The following is a 22,803-nucleotide window of genomic DNA, read 5'->3' as shown; positions in this document are numbered from 1 at the left end:
CTTTCTTAACTTCAGAAAGTATACTCATACGATGATAGAAAAGAAGTACAGTAAGATTTTAATAGCAAACAGAGAAGAGATTGCCTGCAGGATTATCAGAACTGCCCATAAGATGGGTATATCTTGTGTGTGCATATACTCGGATGCAGATGTAAATTCTGTGCATGTAAGACAAGCAGATGAGTCAAGATATATCGGCCCTTCGCCATCTTGCCTCAGTTATTTAAACATTGAAAAAATATGTGAAGTAGCAGTTGAAACAGGTGCTGAGGCAGTTCATCCTGGCTATGGTTTTTTAGCAGAGAATCCAGATTTTCCACGTGCTCTTCAAAAACATAATATAGACTTCATCGGTCCCAGTGCAGAAACAATAGAAGTTACAGCCAACAAAATAACAGCAAAAGAAGCTGCAAGAAAAGCTGGAGTGAATGTAGTGCCAGGATATATGGGTAAGATCAGCGATGCTGCCCACGCAGCTCAAGTTGCTAAAGAGGTCGGTTTTCCCGTTATGCTCAAAGCTGCATCAGGCGGTGGTGGCAAAGGAATGCGAATTGTAAACTCCAAAAAAGAAATTGAACTAGCATTTACATCAGCCACAAATGAAGCAGAGAAAAGTTTTAAGGATGGCAGTATCTTTATAGAGAAATATATAGAGTTGCCAAGACATATTGAAATACAAATCATAGCAGATAAATATGGCAATATAGTTTGTCTTGGAGAAAGAGAATGCTCGATACAAAGGAATAATCAGAAAATAATAGAAGAAACGCCAAGTCCATTCATTAGTGAAGAAGTAAGACAAAAAATGTATGTTCAATGTGTTTCTCTGGCAAAGCAAGTTGGCTATTTTTCAGCAGGCACTGTTGAGTTTGTTGTAGATAAAGACCAAAACTTCTATTTTCTTGAGGTAAATACGAGATTGCAAGTTGAGCATCCAGTAACAGAATTTATGACTGGAATAGACATAGTAGAAGAAATGATTAGAACTTCCTGTGGAGAGAAATTGAGATTCAATCAGGATGATATTAAACTTACTGGTTCTGCAATAGAAAGTAGAATTTGCGCTGAAGACCCATCGAAGAAATTTTTCCCTTCCAGCGGAAGAATAAAATATTACGATAAACCGGGTGAAAATGATTATGTAAGAATAGATGATGGAGTTGCTGCAGGTTCAGAAATTAGCATGTTCTATGATTCGATGATTGCCAAAGTGATAACATATGGAAAAGATAGAGTAGAAGCGATCAGCAGAATGCAAAAAGCATTGTCTGAATGCTATATAGAAGGAGTAACAAATAATATAGAATTTCTAGAATCCATCTTCCATCACCCAAATTTTATCGCAGCAAAGCTCCATACGAGATTCATTCCAGATCATTACCCTAGTGGGTTTCACGGCGATTTTGTTACAGAGGAGTATATTAAAATATTTATTTTCACTGCGTTATATGTTCATTTGGAAAATGAAGAAAGGTACCATCATAAAGCAGTGAATGAAACATCTCAGGTGTCATTCCAGTGCGTGACACTGGAATCTAGTAAAAAAGAAGGGGCACCAGTATCAGCTACTCGGATGGCAGGTGACCGTGCAAGAGATTTATTCATAGTGAATATAAATGACAATGAGTACTCCGTAAATGCAAAATACCAAGATAATATATTAATAACGGTATATAATCACAATAAATACTCCGTTATAGGCAAGTGGAAATCAAGTTATAGATTGCTATATATCACAATTAATGACGATACCAATATAGCACTTAAAATAGAAAGACAAGGCAGCAAGTACTTCATAAGGCATGCAGGCATGAAAGCTGAGTGTTGTATATTTAAGCCTCATGTAGCTGAATTAAGTAGGTTAATGCTAAATAATGAAACAGAAGGGATTTCAGCAGATGCTGTAAAATCCCCAATATCTGGTTTATTAGTTAAATTGCACGTAAATGTAGGAGATCAGGTGGAAATAGGACAACCTTTATTTGTGGTGGAGGCAATGAAAATGGAAAATATCATATGTGCTGAAGCAGCAATGGTGATAAAAAATATTCCCGTTCAAGAAGGAAAAAATGTGCAGATTGGTGATGTAGTCTGCTTTCTTAAATAACATAAGAAGTACAAACTTGACCCAAACAAGATAAATGAAAACACTTGATGAGCTATGGCAATGGCTATTGGTATGTGCAATAATAGAGTAATTACACCTAAAATGATCTGAATGACGACGGAGAGCAGCATAATATATACCGGTTTTATGCTAGCATTTTTTACTGTGAGTATTACTACCAAAGTTAGTATTAGCAATGCCAGTGCTCGATGTATAAATTGCACTGTCGCTCTGTTCTCAAAGATATTCAGCCATATAGGCTGTAAGAAAAATAAATCTTCTGGAACGATTTGTCCGTCCATTAGTGGAAAGGTATTGTAAATCAAACCAGCATTTAATCCCGCAACAAATGCGCCGAAAATTATTTGTATTACAATTAGAATCAGAATAAGTATTGTGTAATATATACTACTGTTAGTAGATTGAAATCCTGTCATCCGAGTAGCTGACACACAACTGTACGAACGCTTACTTTTGAAAATAAATTGCACAGCAAATGGTGTCATGAAAGTAGCTGACACTGGAATCCAGCTTTTACTATGCAGCCACTTATTTAAAGTTAAGTTTTCTGGATCCCAGTGTCTGGGCACTGGGATGACATCTTTCTTGGTGAAAATTACTCTTATACTGCAATGTTCGTATAGTTGTGTACGTAACACTGGGATCCATATTTGGTAATCAAAAAATTGATATGACAATAATGCAAAGATAATTAATGCTAATAATAAGTGAAGTGCAAGCCTATAGTGGCTAACATGAGGTTCAGTTACTAAACCACTTTTAACCATATACCAACCAGCAAAAGCTTGTAAAGCTCCAAATAATAATGCCACACATAGCTTTATTACTACCTTTTTAGATATTTTTCTTCTTAATATGAAATATATAAATGGCAGGACAAAAACTAAACCTGTTAGTCTTGCAACCAATCTGTGTACATATTCTATTAAGTATATAGCGCGAAACTCCTCCATACTAATACCATAGTTAAGTGCTTTATATTCAGGTGTAGCTTCGTATTTTAATTTTTCTTGTAGCCAGTCTTGTTCACTCAGTGGTGGTAATGTTCCAGTAATTGGTTTCCACTCCGTGATTGACAATCCTGCTTTTGAAAGTCTGGTAAATCCACCAATCCCTACCATGAGAATTACCATGACCGAGCAGAGAAAAAGCCAAATAGCTACAGGTTTTGCTTCCATAAACCATGCTGAGTTTTGTTCCATCGCTCAGGGTAAAGAATAAATTCCCATAAGTCAAGAAAAGCTGCAACACTATGTAGCAGACTATAGACCGGAAAAAATATCGATACTATATAAAAATAAAAAGGCATCTTTTGCTGTTTGACAGCTATTACCAAAAGAATCAGGTTAGTAACGTATACCACTACAAAGTAGTACAAAAATAATTCATTTAAAACTTTAGTTAATATCAATGAAAGCAGTAAAAATGGAGTAGTAAAAAATATAAAAGCTGCAGAGCCAACAAAAAGATTCAATAGCAAAATTCCCTTAAATCCAGTGTGTTTATAAAGTGACTTTATATTTTTTAAATGAACAATATAAGTTTGCATATAGCCTTTGATCCAGCGCGCTCTTTGCTTAATCCAAGCAAATACAGCAATTGGTGACTCTTCCAATGTTTCTGAGTCAATCATCCTGGTTTTATATCCCATTTGTGCAAGTCTCAAACCAAGGTCAGCATCTTCGGTAACACTATAAGCATCCCAGAAAAACACTTTTTTTAGAATTTTTACTGAAAAATGATTACTGCTACCACCCAAAGGCATCGGCATGTTCATTTTTTGGAATCCAGGCAATAAGTATTGAAACCAGTTCATATACTCCAGAGAAAAGAATTTTGTGAGAAAATTATAATCACAATTGTAGTAATTTAATTTCGCCTGTACACAGGCAAGCTTATCGTCGTCCTTATTAAATTCAATCAGTGCTTTTTTTAACTGCAATGGGTCTGGTTTATCGTCCGCATCATATATTACTGCATACTTTCCTCTAGCAAAGCTCATAGCATAATTGCATGACTTGGCTTTTGTTCTAGGCAAAGAATGAGGCACTTTTATTACTTCAAAATACTGCGGTAAAGTGTACTTTTCTATAGCTGCTAGCGTTTCTTGGTCATCACTTTCTACCTGAAGCTTCACATCTAATTTTGATTTTGGATAATCCAAACTTTCAATGCTTTCAACCAATTGCTCTATCACTGCACTTTCTTTAAAAGCAGGCAATAAAATAGTATATATAGGAAAATCTTCTTCACTCAGCTTACTATAATCCACTTTTTAGTTGGAGGTTTCACATAAGTTAAAAATTGTAGCTATAAACTTGAATAAATAGCTAGAACATCCGATTATAAATATCAACATCAAAGCAAAATATGTATATTTCTCTGTTAGTGTTAAAATTGAAGTTACAATAAAGAAAGAAGCAAAAAATATTGAGCTTAGTTTAATGCTTTTGGCTGAAAAATTAGGATTCTTGTAATATAAGTAGTTGCTTGCAAATTCTGAAATACCAAAGTGCGAGTTAAGAAGATTTAAAATCTGTTCGCTATCCACTTTTATTAATACATAGTCAATACCGTAATGAGCTTCGACCCAACGGTTGATATCTCGGCTTGTGTCTTCAACCATAAAAAAAGTAGTATTATTTAATTTTTGCCAAGGAATTATATTAAATTTATAGTAAAAAAGTTTCTCTGGCTCTTTGCACAAACTAGAATCAAACTTAATTTTTTCTACATTATCAGCTTGAAGTATAGGCAATTGTTGCATTGAACCTAATGCAATTTTTTATTTAAGTCACGTGAAAATGAAGATATGACCTCGCTACTACGCTTATCATCTTTACGTTCATGCATTATTTTTTTTACAGCATCAGCAGCTATATTCGCTGTGTTAGCCTGTAAATCTCCAAGAGCTTTTTCAACTTGGTCAGTGACTTTCTTCAAGTTAGAATGGGCATTGTCATCTAATGTCTGATCTAGCTGCTGTCTATTGTGCTTAATGATACTATTAGCTTTATCAAGTGCTTCATTCATCATTTTATTAACTTCTGCATCTAATTCTTTGTATTTTTTAGAAGATTTTTTGTAATACTCCAACATATCTTTCCTGAATTTTTCAGTTTCTTCACTTGAAAATTTGCTTTTGTTACGCTTATTGTTAAGCGCATTTTTTATCACTTTCTTTAGCAATTTATACGAAAGGACAAAACTTACCAAGAAGGCAAGACCGATAATCAGTGATGTAGACATAAAAACCCCTAAAATTCTTTGGACACCAAGTCAGCAATAAATTCCTCTTCAATTTCAGAATTAGTCAATTTAGTATAATAAATTAAAGCAATACTAGTAGCCATTTGTTTTAACTGATCAGTATATTCAGATTTAAATTCTGCCACTTTTTTTTCAATAAGCTTGCTCTTTTTTTTATCTTCCTCTTCTAATATATTCTTAACATTAGCTCTCATTTCTTCTACCTGAGCAAGTGCATCATCTATGATTTTTTTTGTCTGTATTCTAGCTTGGGTTAAAGCTGCGTTATACTTGGTAATCTGATCTTCCGTAAGTCTTAAAAGATGAACAGAACTATTAAAAGAACCCAATACTTCTTTACTTCTAGTGCTTATTATTTCATCTAACTTTGGCAAAAATAAACAACTTACTACGAAAAAAAGTGAAGAGAAAAAAATTAAAAACCAAAAAACTTGAGAAAAGAAGGTTGAAACATCAAGCTGTGGCATCTGTTAAGCAGCAAATATTAATAACATTGCAAGTACAAACGCAAGCAATCCCATGATTTCAACCATGGCAGCACCAATATAAACATAACTTTTCATTTTACCTTCTGATTCAGGGTTTCTCGCAATCCCATTTAACATAGCAGAGAAGATATTAGCTATACCTAAACCAGCGCCGAGCATTCCAAACACAGCTAAACCAATTGCTATAAATTTTAAAGCTACTAAATCCATATATTACCTTTAATTATTTCTTTATAATATAATTGTAAAATATTCTACAAGGAAGTCAATTACTTTACTGCATCTGACAAATATACACATGTTAATATAGTAAATATATAAGCTTGTAAAATTGCAACAAATACTTCAAATCCTATCAATGCAATTATGAACAAAAACGGCGCAGGAGTGAAAAATATGTTCATATTTACAATAAACCCTGCTATCACTTTGATGATTGTATGACCAGCAATCATATTTGCTGCAAGCCTTATTGATAGGCTAACCGGCCTTACTAAATAAGCAAACAACTTAATAATAATTATTATAGGTGCAAGCCACGAAGGAGTTCCTTTTGGTAGCAATATGCGTAAAAATTCTACTCCCCTTTCTTTAAATCCAACAATCGTTATATAAATAAAAACCACCATCGATAAAGCGAAGGTGACTATCACATGACTTGTGACCGTGAAACTATAAGGAAGAACACCAACTAAATTACACGATAAAATGAAAATAAACACTGTAAATATCAATGGAATGTGCTGCAAGCCTTTGCTTCCAGTGTTATTTTCTATTATTGAAATAACAAAATCATATACATACTCAACTGCAGCTTGCAAATATCCTGGTATTACTGCCCCCTTCTTTATTCCAAAAAGCAAAAAGAGTATCACCAATATCACCGAAATCATCGTGAAAAGAGATGAATTGGTAAAGCTTACGTCATACCCAAATAACCTAGGTAACTCTATTACCGTATATACTTTAAACTGTTCCAGCGGATTTAATGCCATTTTAATCTGAATTATAAACAGTAAATAAAGTATGAATTTTATAGGACAAAGTCAAGAATTAAGATAAGGCTCTGTATTATTATAACATTAACATATTAACAAAATATGTAATTAGAATGTTAATTACAGTCAGCTCTGTATTTTAAAATTTACTAATCTTGTTAAATTATTCAATATCTTGACTTAATATCTTATTTTGATTATAATTTAATTTTTAGTGAGGTATATAATGAACGAAATAGATTTTATTAACACTAATCATCCTTTAAATTTGGAGCAGGAATTTGGTAACGGATACATCGAATCAGTAGATTGTTTCCTTGACGAAGATACTCGCGATTATTACATAGGACTCAACAATGCAATAATACACTTCTTTTTTGATGGTAACATTGATGAGGATGCCTGGGATTATGAAAGTCTTAAATTCTTTCTGGAGATAGATTTAAGGTGATATAGAAAAAATTCTTTCTCTTCGCAAGAAGATATAAAGTTACAAAAGCTTCTACATCATAAACAATGATGTAGAAGTATTCCACTACAACAAGCTTTAAAAGCACTACATTTTATATTACAATAACTTTTTTGTTTCTTGTTAGATCGATGAAATTCACGTTATCTTGGTTACTGGAGTATTTAGAAACCAATGCTAGTTTAGAAGAAATTACCGATAAATTAACTCACATAGGGTTAGAAGTAGAAGATGTGATCGACAATACCAAATTAGCTGGTTTTATTGTTGCAGAAGTATTAGAGGTGATACAGCATCCAAATGCTGATAAATTAAAATTATGTAAAGTAGATGACGGAAGTAAAATTCTACAAATAGTTTGCGGAGCAAACAATGTTAGAGAAGGTATGAAAACTGTGCTTGCATCTCTTGGTAGCACATTGCCAGAAAGTGATTTCACAATCAAGCCTACAAAAATACGAGGAGTGCTAAGTGAAGGGATGCTCTGCTCTGCTTCTGAACTTGCGTTGGTTCAAGAGGAAAGTGAAGGAATAATCGAGCTTTCCGATGATTATAAAGTAGGGGATAAATTTTTCAATTGTGACCCTGTAATTGATATAAATGTTACTCCAAACCGTGGAGATTGCTTAGGCATTTATGGAATAGCTCGCGACCTTGCTGCAACTGGAATTGGAACATTAAAGACTTTAAGCATTCCACAACTTACCAGCTCCATAAATTCACCAATCGATGTTGAAGTTACTGACGGAGAAAGTTTTATTAGTGGAATATACATCGCCAATGTAAAAAATCAAGAAAGCCCAAAGTGGCTAAAAGATAAATTGGAATCGATAGGAATGCGCTCCATTTCTACAATAGTTGATATCACGAACTATATTATGATATCTTTCAGCCGCCCAATGCACGCGTATGATGCAAAAAAAATAGAAGGAGAGCTCACAGTACGCAAAGCAAACGACGGAGAAAAATTTGCTGGTTTAAACGGTAAAGAATACTTATTAAACAAAGACATGAGCGTTATTGCAGGTGATAAAAATATTCATGGAGTTGCTGGAATTATAGGTGGAAAGTGCAGTGGATGTACACTTGAAACTACTGATATCTTTTTAGAGTCTGCTTGGTTTGACCCTATATCTATCGCTAAATCTGCAAGGCAAATAAACATCTCCACAGACGCTAGTTACAGATTTGCACGTTCTGTTGATCCCGAATTTACTTTTGATGGACTCAACCTTGCAGCTAAAATGATTCTGGATTTATGTGGTGGAGAAGCCTCAAGCGTAGTGTCTGCTGGCAGCTTAGATAGGGCTGACACCAAGGTGAGCTTTGATTACCAAGATGTAAACAAGTTTGGAAGTGTATCTGTATTGCCTGATGAAGTGTTCGATATCTTGACGAAACTAGGGTTTAATATTGATAAAAAAACCGAAGGCAATTGGAATGTACAAGTACCAAGCTGGAGACCGGACGTGACAATACCGGTTGACCTAATTGAAGAAGTAACAAGGATATACGGCTATGACAAAATAAAAGAAGAACCACTACCAAATAATGTTGAAGAAGTAGATAGTACATACGACAATTTGCGTATTTTGATGACAAACAGAGGGTTTCATGAAGTGCTAACCTGGTCGTTTATGAGTGAATCAACAGCTGAAAAATTTGGTTACTCGAATAAGTTATTTATCATCGATAATCCGTTTAACAATAACTTTAATATAATGAGACCAAGTATTATGCCAAATTTATTGCAAGTTACTGCTGATAATATTGCCCATGGAATATCTGATCTTGCAATCTTCGAAATCGGGCCGATTTACGATGGTGAAGCTCAGTCTAAACATGTTTTAAGTGGAATAAGAACAGGAAATAATTTACCGCGAAACCATTATAATACTAATAGGAAAGTAGATGTTTTTGACGCAAAGGCTGATTGCATAGCAGCTTTGGAGTTTTTTAACGTCAATTGCGATAATTTAACGATAGAGAGAGCAGAAAAAGAACATTACCACCCAGGAAAGTCAGGCACTCTCTCTTTTAAGAATAAAGTAGCAGGTTATTTTGGAGAGTTGCATCCTAATATATTAGATCTTTTTGACATCAAGCAAAAAGTTGTAGGTTTTGAGGTGATATTAGAAAATATTGAAAATTTACCTGTAAGTAGAAAGAAATTTATCGATTATAAATACCAAAGTGTAAAACGTGATTTTGCATTTATTGTAAATAAGGATGTGAAAGTAGGTAACATAATCAATGTGGTAAAAAAAAGCTCAGAGCTCATCACAGAAGTTTTAGTATTTGACGTATACCATGGAAATAATATAGAATCGAATAAGATGTCTATAGCATTGTCAGTTACTTTCTGCTCTCCAACTCACACTTTAACTGAAAAAGAGATCCAAAAAGAATCAAGTGCTATAGTTAATTTAGTATGTGAAAATACCGGGGGAACTTTGAGAACTTATCGTTGAGTCACAATCATAGTTTCCTGCCGTTGCTGTGTCACACTTACTTCATCCAATTTATTTCCAATATTGAATTCAATATCCTTGAAAAATCTATCCCACATTCCATGCAAATGCTCTTCTATTTTAGGCCACACATCATTTTTAAATGTTACCCCATCATCAGAAAATAAATTACCTAAAAAGGCTCCAACACCTTCATAATTTGACTGAAAACATTGAAGAAATGTCTCTCCTTCTTTATAAGTATTATGTGCCACATTTAACGCTTTTCTCTCTGTAGTCTCTTTATAAGCATTTGATGCTCCAATCTTTATTGCACCAAACATAACTTTACTCCAGTTCTTAACTTTCTGTATACAACCTTCACTATTTCCTGGTATATTATTTATTATATCTTTTGTCAAATTATCTATCAAAGGAGACAATAAACCTTGATAAAAGTGCTTGATATTATTTTTTGTTTTTATCACAGGACTTTTTATGCATTTTTCTGCCAAATAGTATTCAAGTTCCGCTTCCTCTAACAACTTCTTAACTGCTTCTTCGTTAAAAGTTTCACGCTCGAACTCCTTCAGTAAATCATCCTCTATTATTGCAAACTTTATTTTTTCGCGAGATTCTAGTTCTTCTATATAATCATTTTTTGTTTCTTCATTTATCAACAATCCTTTTTCTTCTAATTCTAACTGTTTTAATGCTTTGAGAATTTCTTGGTTATTTTTCAAATGCTTCTCTATTAATTTTGTACTTGGATGCTGTTCTCCTTTCCTATTTCGCTCACCTTCTAAATATTTGTTTAAATCCTCATTTTCTTCTATTACTTTCCTTAACGATATAGGTTGCTCTAAGCATTCTGCAATTTCCGCTCGGTGCGCATTAATCCTCTGTACTAAATCCGGCTCCTTTTCCTCTAACAGCTTACATGAATCCTCTATACCCTTTGCTTGGCCTTTGAGTACATTTTGTATTTTGCATTTCGTTATTTCTAAATATATCTTTGCTACAAAAGCATTTACTTTATCTGAAGCTTCTTTTAAATTCTCACTCAAAGAACCTTTTATCTCCTTTTCTAAATCCCGAAACTGGTCTATTAAGCTGAGCATGCCTAATAGGCCTAACTCACCCTTGGCTTTTTTCATTACTGATTTTACTAGCCTTTGCTCAACTTCTTGATCATCATACTCGAACTTAAAAAGACCTTCTAACCTTCTTCTTAAAACATCACCTGCTAAATTATTCTTTTTTACATCTCCATATATTTCTTTCAATTTTTCATGTATCCTAATATATCTTTTTTGTCCTTCTTTTTTTAAAAGATTAATCTCTTCTTTAGCATTACCTAGAGCTGTCTCTGTTTCTCTACTATGTATATATTTATAAACATCAATAATTGTTCTCTTAGCTATCTTCCCTTCTTCTTTAAGCCGCTTCCATTCTGCTTTAAATATAGGAAGCTCACTATCATCTAAAACATCCGGTACTTTTGCTCCTGCTTTTTTCAGATCTCTTATTATCACTTCTTTCTCACCTGGTAATTCCTTACCTTGACTCTCTAATTCCTGTTTCACTAAAGAATTTTTTATCTCATCTTCCAGTGAAAAACCTTCTTTCCGTCTATCCAGCTGAAACCTAACTGCTTGTATAAAGGCAACTTGATAGGCGTTGTATATTAAGTGAGTTGTCAACTTAAAATCTATGCTACTTACCACTTTTAACCTGAATTCGTCCAACAATTCCTTCAATTTATCATATGTAATCTCTTTCTTTTCTAGCTTTATCAGTTCTTCCATAGTCTTCGCAAATTCTTGAATAGAAGTTGCAAGCACATTCTTGATCTCATTACGTAAAGGCTTAAGACCATTTTTTAAGTGGATATTAGCTGATAATTTCAGTATGGTATTATGTTCTGAATCACGTGCAACATTAAACCAACTACCATCTTTATCTTCGTATAAATCTCTAAGTAGTTGTTTAAATTGCGGTGGAAACTTAACTTCCATATTCCACTTAATGTCTGCTTCAATAGCCTCTATCTCATGAAAAGACACCTCAATATTTTGGTGTTCATTTTGACATAACCCATTACTTATTTTAATAGCAGCAATCAAAAAATGAGATAATTTTTTATTTAAAAGATAAAAAGTAGCCAAAGCGAGTGTTGCAGGAATAAGTAATGCTGCAAGCACAACGATATTAACAAGAATCACTATTGCAGCAAGAACACCATATGCCAATCTTTTTGCTGTACTTTCACTTACTTCACTTTTTTTTGTTTTATTCTCCTCTGAACTGATTTGTGTCTTATCATTTGTTTTTAATTTATTATATACGGCTAATCCTAACGCAGTGAAAACTATATAAGGAAACATTAAAACTGATAGAGCTAAATTTAATACTTTCTTCTCCGGGCAAGCTCGATTTACCTCTTTAAATATTCTACTTGATATATTATACCAAGAAGTAAAAAAATCAGAGTTATAATCTTTATAATGAAATATACTGAGTGGAACGTTAAAATTAGCTAACGGCTCTTGTTCTTCCACAGCATCAAAAAATTCTTCTTCCTCTTCTGAAGTAGCAAGACCTAAATCATTCCCTTCTTCTACATTAGAAACAGCTTCCATAGCATCAAAAGACTCTTCCTCTTCCAAAGTAACATTGGAAATAGATTCTACTTTACCTAAATCATCACTATTGTTATTTAAGTCAACAACTTTCTTACAATCTACAACAGCATGCATACCATAACCTTACCTCAAGTAACCTAAGTATAGCATAAACAATGACAACTTTCAACTACTAATAATTTAACCTAATACCAACTATCAAATTTTGGTACTCCTTAAAATAAAAGTTAGTTCCAATTTCTGTATTAATGTCCAAAGATAAGGTAAGGGTCTGCTCTTTTATATATTCAATCCACGTATTTATTGCTTCCTTAATTTTCTCATCTTCTGTTTTGATTATTACTCTGATTCTATCGGACATATGAAAATCAGCTTGTTTCCTGGTTTCCTGAATGAGCCTCACGACATCTCTTGCAAGCCCTTCTAGAATTAATTCATCATTTAGTTCAGTATTTAGAATGACAATCCCTTTATTGTTATCAAATACAGAGGAATATTCACTGTTTGCTTTTAACAATAGTTCATATTCGCCTTTTTCTATGATGCAATTTTCTGACTCATTACCTAAAAAAACTTGCTCATTTTCAACTTGCTTCCATTTTCCCTCTTTGACATATTGAACTAGTTTCTTAATTTTATCTGGTATTCTCTTTCCAAGCAGGGGAAAACTTAGCTTTAACTCTAGTGATGCAATATCTTCAAGTCTGTTTACTAACTCCAGTTTTTTTACATTTACCTCATCTTTTATCATCTCTTGATATTCATTCATGCTTGGTGTCATTCCAGCACTTTTTTCTTTCTGGATCCCAGTGTCAGCTACTCGGATGACAGGAGAGAACTCTGGGATGACGGGAGAGAGCTCTGGGATGACAGAAAACGGCTCACCTTCAAGAAAACTACAGGAAGACTGATGATAAATGATCATACTGCCAAGTGGCTGTCTGATACGTATGTTAAAAGTGTTTCTAATAGAGAGTGCAGAGTTGCATATCTCTCTCACCAAATCCATCTTGGCAATGAGCTGACTATCAAACTTCTCTAATTGTGGAAAATTAGCCAAATGAACAGATGTTTCTTCATACTTAAGCCCTTGCCATATATTCTCTGTTATAAGTGGCAACAAAGGAGCTGCAGCTCTTAGTATGTAATAAAAAACCGTATATAGAACATTATAAGCATCAGTTTTATCCTGATCCAAATCACTTTTCCAAAAACGCTCGCGACTGCGACGAATATACCAATTATTTAGCACTTCAAAAAAGTTCATTAAAATTTTGCAAGCCTCTTGGGAGTTATAGTTGTTCATAGAAGCTTGGATACCTTCTACAGCTTCAAAACACTTGGAAATCATGTAACGATCAATAGTGCTTTGATAATCCTTACAAACTTCAGCTTTAATTCCATCTGCATTTGCATACATAGTAAAAAAGTGATAACTGTTCCAAATAGGTTTTATTACGTTTTTCAGAACATCTCGTATTGAGTTTCCTTCTTTATCGAGTAGCAAATTACCACCACAAACAATAGATCCAGAAAGCATAAGAAAACGCAGTGCATCAGAACCGTATCTATCAAAAACCTCCATTGGATCTGCATAGTTATTCAAACGTTTGGACAATTTTTGCCCTTTTACATCCAAAACAACACCGTGGCATATGCAGTTCTTAAATGGTTCCCTATTAAACAAAGCAGTGGACAATACAAAGAGCGTATAAAACCACCCCCTGGTTTGCGCTATGTATTCAGTGATAAAATCCGCAGATTCAAACCACTCCTTATTTTCAAACGGATAGTGGATTTGCGCAAATGGCATCGAGCCAGATTCAAACCAGCAGTCAAACACGTCAGGTACACGGCGCATAACTGATTTTCCTGTTGGATCATCAGGATTTAGTCTTGTTAAAGTATCGATAAATGGTCTGTGCAAGTCGTCTATTTTAACATTAAAATCTCTCTCCAGTTCTTCTATTGAACCATATACATCTACTCTTGGATATCTCGCATCATCTGATTTCCATACAGGGATTGGCGTACCCCAGAATCGATTGCGTGAAATTGACCAGTCGTGTGCCCCTTCAAGCCATTTTCCAAATTGACCATCTCTAATGTGGTTTGGTATCCAATTAACTCTCTTATTTAGCTCTACCATTCTGCTTTTGAATTTTGTAACAGCAACATACCAAGAAGGCATAGTTCGATAGATCAAAGGAGTGTCAGTTCTCCAGCAGTGTGGATAATTGTGAATATATTGCTCAGTCTTAAACCAACTTCCCTGCCCTTTCAATTTTTTTATTACTGTATCATTGGCATCAAAAACATGAACCCCTGCCAAATCTGAAACTTCAGCAGTAAATTTTCCACTGTTATCAATTGGACAAATAACTGGAATATCATGGCTTTGGCAAAGGTAAAAATCTTCCTCACCAAATCCAGGAGCAGTATGCACAACGCCAGTACCGTCTTCTTCCGTCACATAATCAGCAATAAAAACGCGAAATGCATTTTTTGTGTCTTTAAAATAGTCAAACAGTGGTTTGTAAGAAAGACCTGCAAGATCATTCGCTTTAAGTTTTATATTGCAGTTTTCATATGGAATATTTTTTTGTTCAGAGTGGCTGATAAATTTCTCTAAGTAGCTTTCAGCAAAAATGTATATTTCACCATTCATTGAACTTCCTTCACTACTCCCTGTCATCCCAGTGCCCAGACACTGGGATCCAGAAATAGATTCCAGCGTCACGCGCTGGAATGACATCAAAGGGTGGACTGACACTGCACAATACTTAATATCTTTTCCTATTGCTAAAGCCAAGTTGCTCGGCAACGTCCAAGGAGTTGTAGTCCAAGCAAGTAATTTACACTTTCGTTTAACACTTTTAAATTGCTGTGGGTTTTCTAAAAGCTCAAATGCAACAGTTACAGCTTTGCTAACTTTTTCTCTATACGCGTTATCAAGCCTTGTTTCGAAATTAGATAATGGAGTTTCGCATGCCCAGCTATATGGTACAACGCGCACTGATTCATACACCAGACCCTTATCATAAAGCTGCTTGAATGCCCACATGACCGACTCCATGAATGATTTATCCATAGTCTTATAGTCATTGTGAAAGTCTACCCACCTTGCTTGCCTATTTACATACTTCTCCCACTCTGATGAAAATTTCATCACAGAAGTACGGCAATGATCGTTAAATTTATCTATACCAAACTTCTCTATCTCAGTTCTACCAGATATTCCAAGTTCTTTTTCTGCACCCATCTCAGCCGGCAATCCATGGCAATCCCAGCCAAATCTACGTTCAACCCTTTTTTGAAGCATAGTTTGATATCTTGCAAATGCGTCTTTGATGAAACCAGTGAGTAAATGTCCATAATGCGGAAGTCCATTTGCAAACGGAGGCCCATCGTAAAAGACAAAACAATTATCCTTGGAACGTTCTTCAACTGACCGCTCAAAAACTTTGTTTTCCTGCCAAAATTTTATGATTTCCTTTTCTAACGATAAAAAATCAGGACTACTTACTGTATCAGGATAATGCTTTGACTTCATGTTCGCTATGTAAAACTAAAGAATATAGGGCTTTCTGAAAAATTACAAATTCAAAAATATTTCCGTAGCTCACACCCCAACAAACTATTCTGCCGAGCTTCCAATACCTTTTTTTAAGTTTTACTTGCAGTTTTTATTGTTTTACTTAACATTAACCCAAGCTTTAGGAGTATTTTATGGATCAGAAGACAGATAAGTTTCCACAATTTTTAAAAATGTTGTGCTTTGTTGAAATGTGGGAACGTTTCTCTTACTATGGAATGAGGGCACTTTTGGTCCTATTTTTGACTTCTCACTTAGGTTTCACTGATGAGAGGGCCTTTACTATTTACTCATTATTTGCTGCAACAGGTTATGCTATACCAATACTTGGAGGTTTTTTAGCTGATAAGTTGATGGGATTCCGCAACATGGTGTTGCTTGGAGGGATAGTGATGATAGCAGGTCATGCTTGCATGTCATTGGTTAAGTTTGAACCAGGTTTATTATATTTAGGTTTATCTCTAATAGCCATAGGTACTGGTATGTTTAAAGGGAACGTAACTAACTTACTTAGTTCATGCTATGGCAAAGACGATCCTGAACGTAGCAGAGGCTTTACTTTATTTTACGTAGGTGTGAATATTGGAGCAATATTGGCTTCTATTTCATGTGGTTATGTAGCCCACTTGTTTGGCTGGCACTACGGCTTTGGTTTAGCTGGTATTGGGATGTCTATAGGGCTAATCTTTTTTCTCAAATTTCAGAATCTTTTAGGAGATAGCGGCCTTTCTCCTTATCCAGAGCTTATGAATAAGCGCATATTAGGGATTAAAATTTTTGGTATAGTATTGATAGGAAGCTTTCTGTCATCATCAATAATTGCTAAAATGCTTATACATAGTGAATTTTTTACTAATATGCTCATATTTATTGGAATAACAGCTCTGGGCATATTTATTTATATAATATCTAAATTATCAGCAGAACAAAGACGAAAATTAGTGGCATTATCTATTCTTGTGGTATTTTTCTTGTGTTTTTTTGCTTTAGAAATGCAGCTTGGCTCTTTGGTTAACTTATTCACCGAAAGAAACGTTATTAACAATGTATTAGGTATAACAATCCCAGCTTCAGTTTCTCAAGCCATAAATCCTTTGTCAATTATAATATTTGGCTTTCTTTTTGGAACATACATGAAGTTTAAGCAAAAATATGCAACTTCCATGTTTACCCTTGGCCTTCTGACAATGGCTATGTGTTTTTTCACACTGTACATAGGATGTTTAAACTCTAACATTGAAGGTAAAGTAGAATACTTATATTTAATAATTGCTATCTCCTTTATGGGACTGGGAGAATTATGTATTGCTCCATTAGTCCAAGAACAAGCAACTACACTAGCCCCCAAAAACCTTAGAGGAGTAGTGATGGGTATAGTAATGCTGTCATTAGCGTTTTCTAACCTAGCCGGAGTTGCAATATCAAAATTTATGTCAGTTCCTTCAGTAAATGGTAAAATAAATTATTTAGAATCTTTAGAAATATATAAAGAGGGTTTTTTAAAGGTGGGAATATTTAATTTAATGCTCGTTATTGTATTTTTATTCTTCTTCAATTTTATACATAAAGTTGTTACTAACTCATCTTGTACAAAAAATTGATATAGGTAAGCTCAAATTTGTAGGTTTAAGGTACCCGTTCAGCAGAGGTAGCAATTAAACTTTGTAACTTTTGAAAAAGATTATGATTGCATTTTTTCAATACTCTTTGCTTAAGATTTATATTTAACGCTGCTTAAAATCAGTGAAATGCACACCCCAGCAAACTACTCTGCCGAGCTTCCAACACTTTCACATTTACTATTTTGTCCCTGTATTTATCTTCAGAATCATCAATGCACACTGATTGCATATATGGGCTTTTACCAATAATTTGGTTTTGGTGTTTACCTTTTTTATCGCTAAATAGAACAGGTATAGTTTTACCTACCATACTCTGGTTAAACTCAAGTTGTTGCTTACTAATTAATTTCTGTAAACGAAGAAGGCGCTCTGTTTTAACCTCTTCTGGTACTTGATCTTTTCTTTCCGCTCCCGGTGTGCCTGGTCTTGGGCTGTATTTAAAACTATAAGCCTGAGCATATCTAACTTTTTCTACTAATTTCATAGTTTCTTCAAAATCTTTTTCGGTTTCTCCAGGAAAACCAACAATAAAATCAGAAGAAAATTCGATTTCAGGTTTCAATTTGCGAAATCTGTCTATTATTTCCAAATACTCCTCTGCAGTGTGTTTCCTGTTCATCGCGTGCAATATTTTATTCGAACCAGACTGCACAGGCAGGTGAACAAACGGCATGAGCTTTGGCTCTTCCGCATGTGCCAAGTAGAGAGATTCATGCATATCTCTTGGATGAGAAGTTGTATAACGAATCCTCTCTAGCTTTTCAATTTTAGCAATATGACTAATTAATTTTCCTAAATCCCACACTTCCCCTTCGCACTCCCCATGGTAAGCATTGACGTTCTGACCAAGCAAATTGATCTCATTTGCCCCATTTGCAACTAATTTCAATGCTTCACGAAATATTTCATTCACTGGCCGTGAATACTCAGCTCCACGAGTATAGGGCACTACACAAAACGTACAAAATTTATCACAACCCTCTTGTATGGCAAGAAACGCAGAAGACCCCTGGCTATTGCCATAGCATTCATCTGGCAATTTATCAAACTTTGCAACTTCAGGAAAATCAGTGTTTATTACATGACCTTTACTTCTGCTTGCTTTGACTATCAGCTCCGGTAAGGTAGCGATACTCTGCGGACCAACAACAATATCAACAAAAGGAGCCCTTCTGAACACTTCTTCTCCCTCTGCTTGCGCTACACACCCAGCCACCACTATAGTCATTTCTTTTCGTAACGAATGAATCTTCCCAAGCTCTGAGTAAAGTTTTTCTGCTGCCTTCTCTCTAATGTGACAAGTATTCAGTATCACTAAATCGGCTTTCCCTGCATCACTAACAACGTTGAACCCCAAAGGTTTAATTACATTTTCCATTAAAACGGAGTCATAAACGTTCATCTGACAGCCGTAAGTTTTAATATATAGGCCTTTCATATTTGGTATGTCTTTTTCAAAATTTCTTCACCCTACACGTAAATGTCTAACAGACCAGCGCGTGACGCTAGTGAACTTGCTAGCACAATAGATTTTGACAAAATTATACGAAAAACTGGATCCCAGTGTCAAGCACTGGGATGACAAGTTCTCGGCAACCCCTACGTCATACCATCACGGTATCTCTAGATCCCGCTAACAAGTAGCGGGATGACGGTTGTCAGGGTGTCATGAAAGTAGCTAACACTGGCTTCCATCCAAGAGGGCAGTGCCCTCTTCTTGTCATCCCAGTGCTTGACACTGGGATGGCTTTGTTGCATCGCTACTTATGAAAGGCTAACTATAGTTAGGATTATAAGCAACCTATTGAAAATCTTGTTTTTTTGCAATCAATCTGATCAAATTTAAGAATAGTAATTTATTATTTATATTAATAAATTTAATTCTATTGAAAATAGCTAAAGCATTGAAATTCTTGAATTTTAGCCGGATTAGTGAGTGGTAGTGAAATTTCTTTTACTCAAATTTAGGTATTCACTGACCGTTCTTGTTATAAATACCAGAATAATAAGCTACTGATATTCTCTACCTTTTTTATCTTTATCCATCATAGCTAGCGATGCAACAAAGCCCACTGGGATCCAGGAAAAAGAATGGTGTCATCCGAGTAGCTTGACACTGGCATCCAGGAGACTTAATTGCAAGTAATGCATTGAGTTTGGTGAGTATGGGTTTTGCGTTATAGAATGAAGCACTTTTGGTGAATTTGTAAAGAAAGCTGGATCCCAGTGTCAAGCACTGGGATGACAAGAAAGGGAGCACTGGAATTTTTATTTCAGTATTGTACATTAGCCATGCATCTGAACAGATACGAGCTTTCTGCTTTTTTTGGGTAAGGTCAGTCAAAAAGGTTTTACAACAACCATAATAACTATAACTATTATCAATACTGTAACTGCTTCATTTAAAACGCGAAAATAAATATGTGACTTCTTATTCGAACCCATTGCAAAATTTTTCCTATATTTTGCAAGTAGCATATGAATAATTAACATCAAAAGTATTGCAAATGCTTTTACATGAAACCATCCTTCACGATATGCTTCCCTAATAACCATTAGTGTAATTCCAAGACCAAGTGAGAAAAGCATTGCAGGGTTTATGATATATCTAAGTAGCCTCTTTTCCATTGTTTGAAGCAAGCTATCATTTTCCGATCCCGGTTTTACAGTTGCATGGTAGACATAAAGCCTGGGTAAATAAAGCATACCTGCCATCCACATGATAACAGAGATAACGTGAAAAGCCTCAAGCCAGTGGTAATAGTTCATTAGCAAAAATTTAAAATTCCTGGTATTGTGTTAGTTTAATGAAAAAGAAATCGATATGAAAGCAGAAAATTTCACTAAAGAACAGATAATTGGATTCTACAGGAAAATGCTACTCATACGCAGATTTGAGGAAAAAGCAGGACAATTATATGGGATGGGATTAATAGGCGGGTTCTGTCACCTATCAATAGGACAAGAAGCAGTTGCAGTTGGAACTCAAGCTGCATCAAAATTAGGTGACGCTTTTATCACAAGTTATAGAGACCATGGCTTAATGCTCGCATGTGATTCTGATCCAAATGTTGTAATGGCAGAGCTTACCGGCAAAGAAACAGGATGCTCGAAAGGTAAAGGTGGTTCGATGCACGTATTTGACGTTGAAAAAAAATTCTTCGGCGGGCATGGAATAGTGGGAGCACAAGTTCCAATTGGCACAGGAATAGCATTTGCTAATAAATATAAGAAAAAAGATAATGTGGTATTTACATATTTTGGCGACGGTGCTGCAAATCAAGGACAAGTATATGAATCGTTTAATATGGCATCTTTGTGGGAGTTGCCTGTGGTTTACATCATAGAAAATAATGAATACGCAATGGGAACCTCCGTGCAAAGGTCAACTTTAGTAACAGAGTTATATAAAAGAGGAGAAAGTTTTGGTATTCCTGGAAAACAAGTTGATGGAATGGATTTTTTCTCTGTTTATGAGGCTACAAGCGAAGCAGCGGAACACACACGCAGCGGAAAAGGGCCTATCCTGCTTGAAATGAAGACATATCGATATCGCGGTCACTCAATGTCAGATCCTGCTACTTATCGCTTAAAAGAAGAAGTTGAAGATATGAAGCAAAATCATGACCCTATAAGCACTTTAAAGAAATACATGACAGATAATAAAATGGCTTCAGAAGAAGAGTGCAAAGTAATTGATAAGGAAATACGTGATTTAGTAAAAAAGTCGGAAGATTTTGCCAAAAATAGTAAAGAACCAAGCGTTGATGAGCTGTATACTGATGTTTATAAATTTGTTAGCTAATTTTTTTATCCAGAACTGTACAAACATTGTATAGTAAACGATGTCATCCAAATAGCTCCTTCTCCCGTCATCCAAGTGCCCTCCTTTTTTTGTCATCCCAGTGCTCTGACTACTTGGATCCAGCTGAGTTGGTGAGTATAAAAGTATAGCTAACGCAAGCTCTACGTCATGCCGCCGCGAACCGTCATACCGCGATTCATTCGCGGTATCTCTAGATCCCGCTAACAAGCAGCGGGATGACGGTTGTCAGGCTAGCTGTCATCTCAGTAGTCTCCTTCTCCTGTCATCCGAGTAGCTGACACTGGTTCCTTTATGACGGCAGTAGCCCCTTCGGTGTCATTCCAGTGCTTGACACTGGAATGACACCAATAATTGACATTTCACTAGATATTCATTATAAATAATGGAATGCTACAAAGTATAAAAACCATATTAATAGAAGACGATAACGTTAGGCTGGATAGGTACATCAGAAGAATCTTTCCTGATCTAAAGCAATCTGTAATTGAAAAATCTTTAAGGAAAGGATTAATCAAAGTTGATGATTGCAAAGCAAAGTCCAGTGATAGAGTAAATTCTGGGCAAACTATAACGCTGAAGCACTTGAATTATATTGAAAACGCTAATTCTGATCGCAAATATAATGAAAAGTTAGTGAATCTACTAAGAGAGAACATATTATATGAAGACGAATATATACTAGCTATAAACAAACCCGCAGGGGTCATCGTTCAAGGTGGCGTAAAAGTAAAGATTAGCATGAGTGATTTGCTTGACCAAATAAGAGAGGGAGAAACATTTAAAATTGTCCATAGGCTAGATAGAGATACGAGTGGAGTGATAATATTCGCACGCAACGCTAATGTTGCCAGATACCTTATGGAAGAATTTAAAGGACGAAGAGTAAAAAAAACTTATTTAGCATTAACTTCTGGCATACCGAGCAAGGATAGTGGAACAATAGACTATCCATTGGTGAAAAAATATGTTTCAGGTCAAGAAAAAGTGGTCGTTGATGAAAATTCACCTCAGAATGCCACTACGCATTTTTCAATTATAGCAAAATCCAAACACAATGTTGCTTATTTTAAATTACAACCAATTACCGGCAGAACCCATCAGTTACGTGCACATTTAGCTCATATAAATTGCCCTATTCTTGGTGACGGTAAATATGGTGGTAAAAAAGCTTTTATTGATGGGATAGCAAATAAAATTCACCTTCATTCGCATTCTTTATCTTTAAAACTGCCAAACAATAAAGAAATCACTATCACCGCTCCTATCACTAAACACATCGAAAAATCCATTGAAGCGCTATTTTTCGACTGAA

The 22,803-nt window shown here is 35.1% G+C and carries 16 protein-coding genes and 1 pseudogene; 6 read left to right on the top strand and 11 right to left on the bottom strand.

Translation table 11 applies throughout. The features are described from left to right. The first annotated feature begins 31 nt into the window (after positions 1-31). Positions 32-2,107, top strand: a complete 2,076-nt coding sequence (locus ABWU48_RS03075) for an acetyl-CoA carboxylase biotin carboxylase subunit (RefSeq protein WP_353288223.1) — start codon at positions 32-34, stop codon at positions 2,105-2,107. On the opposite strand, the gene ABWU48_RS03070 is transcribed toward ABWU48_RS03075, so the two are convergent. The 6 genes and pseudogenes from ABWU48_RS03070 to ABWU48_RS03045 form a co-directional block, all read right to left on the bottom strand. Further along, positions 2,056-3,330, bottom strand: a complete 1,275-nt coding sequence (locus ABWU48_RS03070; protein ID WP_244663076.1) for a COX15/CtaA family protein — start codon at positions 3,328-3,330, stop codon at positions 2,056-2,058. The genes ABWU48_RS03075 and ABWU48_RS03070 overlap by 52 nt on opposite strands. After that, positions 3,288-4,886: pseudogene (locus ABWU48_RS03065) on the bottom strand (glycosyltransferase family 2 protein). The gene ABWU48_RS03070 and the pseudogene ABWU48_RS03065 overlap by 43 nt, the downstream one beginning before the upstream one ends. Before the next feature lie 14 nt (positions 4,887-4,900). Further along, positions 4,901-5,377, bottom strand: a complete 477-nt coding sequence (locus ABWU48_RS03060) for a hypothetical protein (RefSeq protein WP_065094793.1) — start codon at positions 5,375-5,377, stop codon at positions 4,901-4,903. Positions 5,378-5,385: 8 nt separating this feature from the next. Next, positions 5,386-5,865: a hypothetical protein gene (locus ABWU48_RS03055; RefSeq protein ID WP_353288222.1), complete on the bottom strand. Its 480-nt coding sequence runs from the start codon at positions 5,863-5,865 to the stop codon at positions 5,386-5,388. Positions 5,866-5,868: 3 nt separating this feature from the next. Further along, positions 5,869-6,096 carry a F0F1 ATP synthase subunit C gene (locus ABWU48_RS03050; protein WP_006014985.1) on the bottom strand — a complete coding sequence of 76 codons (228 nt, stop codon included), beginning with the start codon at positions 6,094-6,096 and terminating at the stop codon, positions 5,869-5,871. 59 nt (positions 6,097-6,155) lie between these two features. After that, positions 6,156-6,881 (bottom strand): F0F1 ATP synthase subunit A, encoded by a 726-nt coding sequence (locus ABWU48_RS03045; protein WP_155968396.1) that lies wholly within the window; start codon positions 6,879-6,881, stop codon positions 6,156-6,158. A 217-nt stretch (positions 6,882-7,098) separates the two neighbouring features. Here ABWU48_RS03045 and ABWU48_RS03040 point away from each other — a divergent pair, with 217 nt between their 5' ends. Both ABWU48_RS03040 and pheT read left to right on the top strand, forming a co-directional pair. After that, a complete protein-coding gene (locus tag ABWU48_RS03040) occupies positions 7,099-7,335 on the top strand; it encodes a hypothetical protein (protein WP_353288221.1) in 237 nt (78 codons plus the stop codon). A gap of 149 nt (positions 7,336-7,484) precedes the next feature. After that, positions 7,485-9,824 carry a phenylalanine--tRNA ligase subunit beta gene (gene pheT, locus ABWU48_RS03035; RefSeq protein WP_209472911.1) on the top strand — a complete coding sequence of 780 codons (2,340 nt, stop codon included), beginning with the start codon at positions 7,485-7,487 and terminating at the stop codon, positions 9,822-9,824. Here pheT and ABWU48_RS03030 read toward each other — a convergent pair. Both ABWU48_RS03030 and ABWU48_RS03025 read right to left on the bottom strand, forming a co-directional pair. Then, positions 9,815-12,562, bottom strand: coding sequence for a hypothetical protein (locus tag ABWU48_RS03030; RefSeq protein ID WP_353288505.1), 2,748 nt, complete (start codon positions 12,560-12,562; stop codon positions 9,815-9,817). The two genes, pheT and ABWU48_RS03030, sit on opposite strands and share 10 nt — an antisense overlap. A 58-nt stretch (positions 12,563-12,620) precedes the next feature. After that, entirely contained in the window at positions 12,621-16,001 is a 3,381-nt protein-coding gene (locus tag ABWU48_RS03025) for a class I tRNA ligase family protein (protein WP_353288504.1), read from the bottom strand. A gap of 176 nt (positions 16,002-16,177) precedes the next feature. Here ABWU48_RS03025 and ABWU48_RS03020 point away from each other — a divergent pair, with 176 nt between their 5' ends. Then, positions 16,178-17,644 (top strand): peptide MFS transporter, encoded by a 1,467-nt coding sequence (locus ABWU48_RS03020; RefSeq protein ID WP_007548626.1) that lies wholly within the window; start codon positions 16,178-16,180, stop codon positions 17,642-17,644. 139 nt (positions 17,645-17,783) lie between these two features. Here ABWU48_RS03020 and miaB read toward each other — a convergent pair whose 3' ends face one another. The 3 genes from miaB to hemJ all read right to left on the bottom strand — a co-directional run bounded on the left by miaB (position 17,784) and on the right by hemJ (position 20,434). Further along, a complete protein-coding gene (gene miaB, locus ABWU48_RS03015; protein ID WP_010962578.1) occupies positions 17,784-19,103 on the bottom strand; it encodes a tRNA (N6-isopentenyl adenosine(37)-C2)-methylthiotransferase MiaB in 1,320 nt (439 codons plus the stop codon). A 600-nt stretch (positions 19,104-19,703) separates the two neighbouring features. Then, positions 19,704-19,952 (bottom strand): hypothetical protein, encoded by a 249-nt coding sequence (locus ABWU48_RS03005; RefSeq protein WP_317586155.1) that lies wholly within the window; start codon positions 19,950-19,952, stop codon positions 19,704-19,706. Positions 19,953-20,005: 53 nt separating this feature from the next. Next, on the bottom strand, positions 20,006-20,434 hold the full coding sequence (gene hemJ / locus ABWU48_RS03000; protein ID WP_010082641.1) for a protoporphyrinogen oxidase HemJ: 429 nt from the start codon (positions 20,432-20,434) through the stop codon (positions 20,006-20,008). Between the two features lie 55 nt (positions 20,435-20,489). Between hemJ and pdhA the strand changes: the two genes are divergently transcribed. Beyond that, positions 20,490-21,470 carry a pyruvate dehydrogenase (acetyl-transferring) E1 component subunit alpha gene (pdhA, locus tag ABWU48_RS02995; protein ID WP_006279887.1) on the top strand — a complete coding sequence of 327 codons (981 nt, stop codon included), beginning with the start codon at positions 20,490-20,492 and terminating at the stop codon, positions 21,468-21,470. Between the two features lie 408 nt (positions 21,471-21,878). After that, positions 21,879-22,802, top strand: a complete 924-nt coding sequence (locus ABWU48_RS02990; RefSeq protein ID WP_353288503.1) for an RluA family pseudouridine synthase — start codon at positions 21,879-21,881, stop codon at positions 22,800-22,802. The last annotated feature ends 1 nt before the right edge of the window (position 22,803 follow it).

Origin of the sequence: Wolbachia endosymbiont (group A) of Tromatobia lineatoria, assembly GCF_964028565.1 — a bacterium.
Lineage (GTDB): Bacteria > Pseudomonadota > Alphaproteobacteria > Rickettsiales > Anaplasmataceae > Wolbachia > Wolbachia pipientis.
This window is presented reverse-complemented; position numbering and strand designations above follow the sequence as displayed.

Bases quoted from the DNA above. Each gene is read 5' to 3' on its own strand.
- ABWU48_RS03050 (WP_006014985.1), bottom strand. From the start codon at position 6,096: ATGGATTTAGTAGCTTTAAAATTTATAGCAATTGGTTTAGCTGTGTTT.
- ABWU48_RS03005 (WP_317586155.1), bottom strand. From the start codon at position 19,952: ATGTACAATACTGAAATAAAAATTCCAGTGCTCCCTTTCTTGTCATCC.
- ABWU48_RS03045 (WP_155968396.1), bottom strand. From the start codon at position 6,881: ATGGCATTAAATCCGCTGGAACAGTTTAAAGTATATACGGTAATAGAG.
- ABWU48_RS03020 (WP_007548626.1), top strand. From the start codon at position 16,178: ATGGATCAGAAGACAGATAAGTTTCCACAATTTTTAAAAATGTTGTGC.
- ABWU48_RS02990 (WP_353288503.1), top strand. From the start codon at position 21,879: ATGCTACAAAGTATAAAAACCATATTAATAGAAGACGATAACGTTAGG.
- ABWU48_RS03060 (WP_065094793.1), bottom strand. From the start codon at position 5,377: ATGTCTACATCACTGATTATCGGTCTTGCCTTCTTGGTAAGTTTTGTC.
- ABWU48_RS03055 (WP_353288222.1), bottom strand. From the start codon at position 5,865: ATGCCACAGCTTGATGTTTCAACCTTCTTTTCTCAAGTTTTTTGGTTT.
- ABWU48_RS03030 (WP_353288505.1), bottom strand. From the start codon at position 12,562: ATGCATGCTGTTGTAGATTGTAAGAAAGTTGTTGACTTAAATAACAAT.
- ABWU48_RS03025 (WP_353288504.1), bottom strand. From the start codon at position 16,001: ATGAAGTCAAAGCATTATCCTGATACAGTAAGTAGTCCTGATTTTTTA.
- miaB (WP_010962578.1), bottom strand. From the start codon at position 19,103: ATGAAAGGCCTATATATTAAAACTTACGGCTGTCAGATGAACGTTTAT.
- hemJ (WP_010082641.1), bottom strand. From the start codon at position 20,434: ATGAACTATTACCACTGGCTTGAGGCTTTTCACGTTATCTCTGTTATC.
- pheT (WP_209472911.1), top strand. From the start codon at position 7,485: ATGAAATTCACGTTATCTTGGTTACTGGAGTATTTAGAAACCAATGCT.
- ABWU48_RS03075 (WP_353288223.1), top strand. From the start codon at position 32: ATGATAGAAAAGAAGTACAGTAAGATTTTAATAGCAAACAGAGAAGAG.
- ABWU48_RS03070 (WP_244663076.1), bottom strand. From the start codon at position 3,330: ATGGAACAAAACTCAGCATGGTTTATGGAAGCAAAACCTGTAGCTATT.
- pdhA (WP_006279887.1), top strand. From the start codon at position 20,490: ATGAAAGCAGAAAATTTCACTAAAGAACAGATAATTGGATTCTACAGG.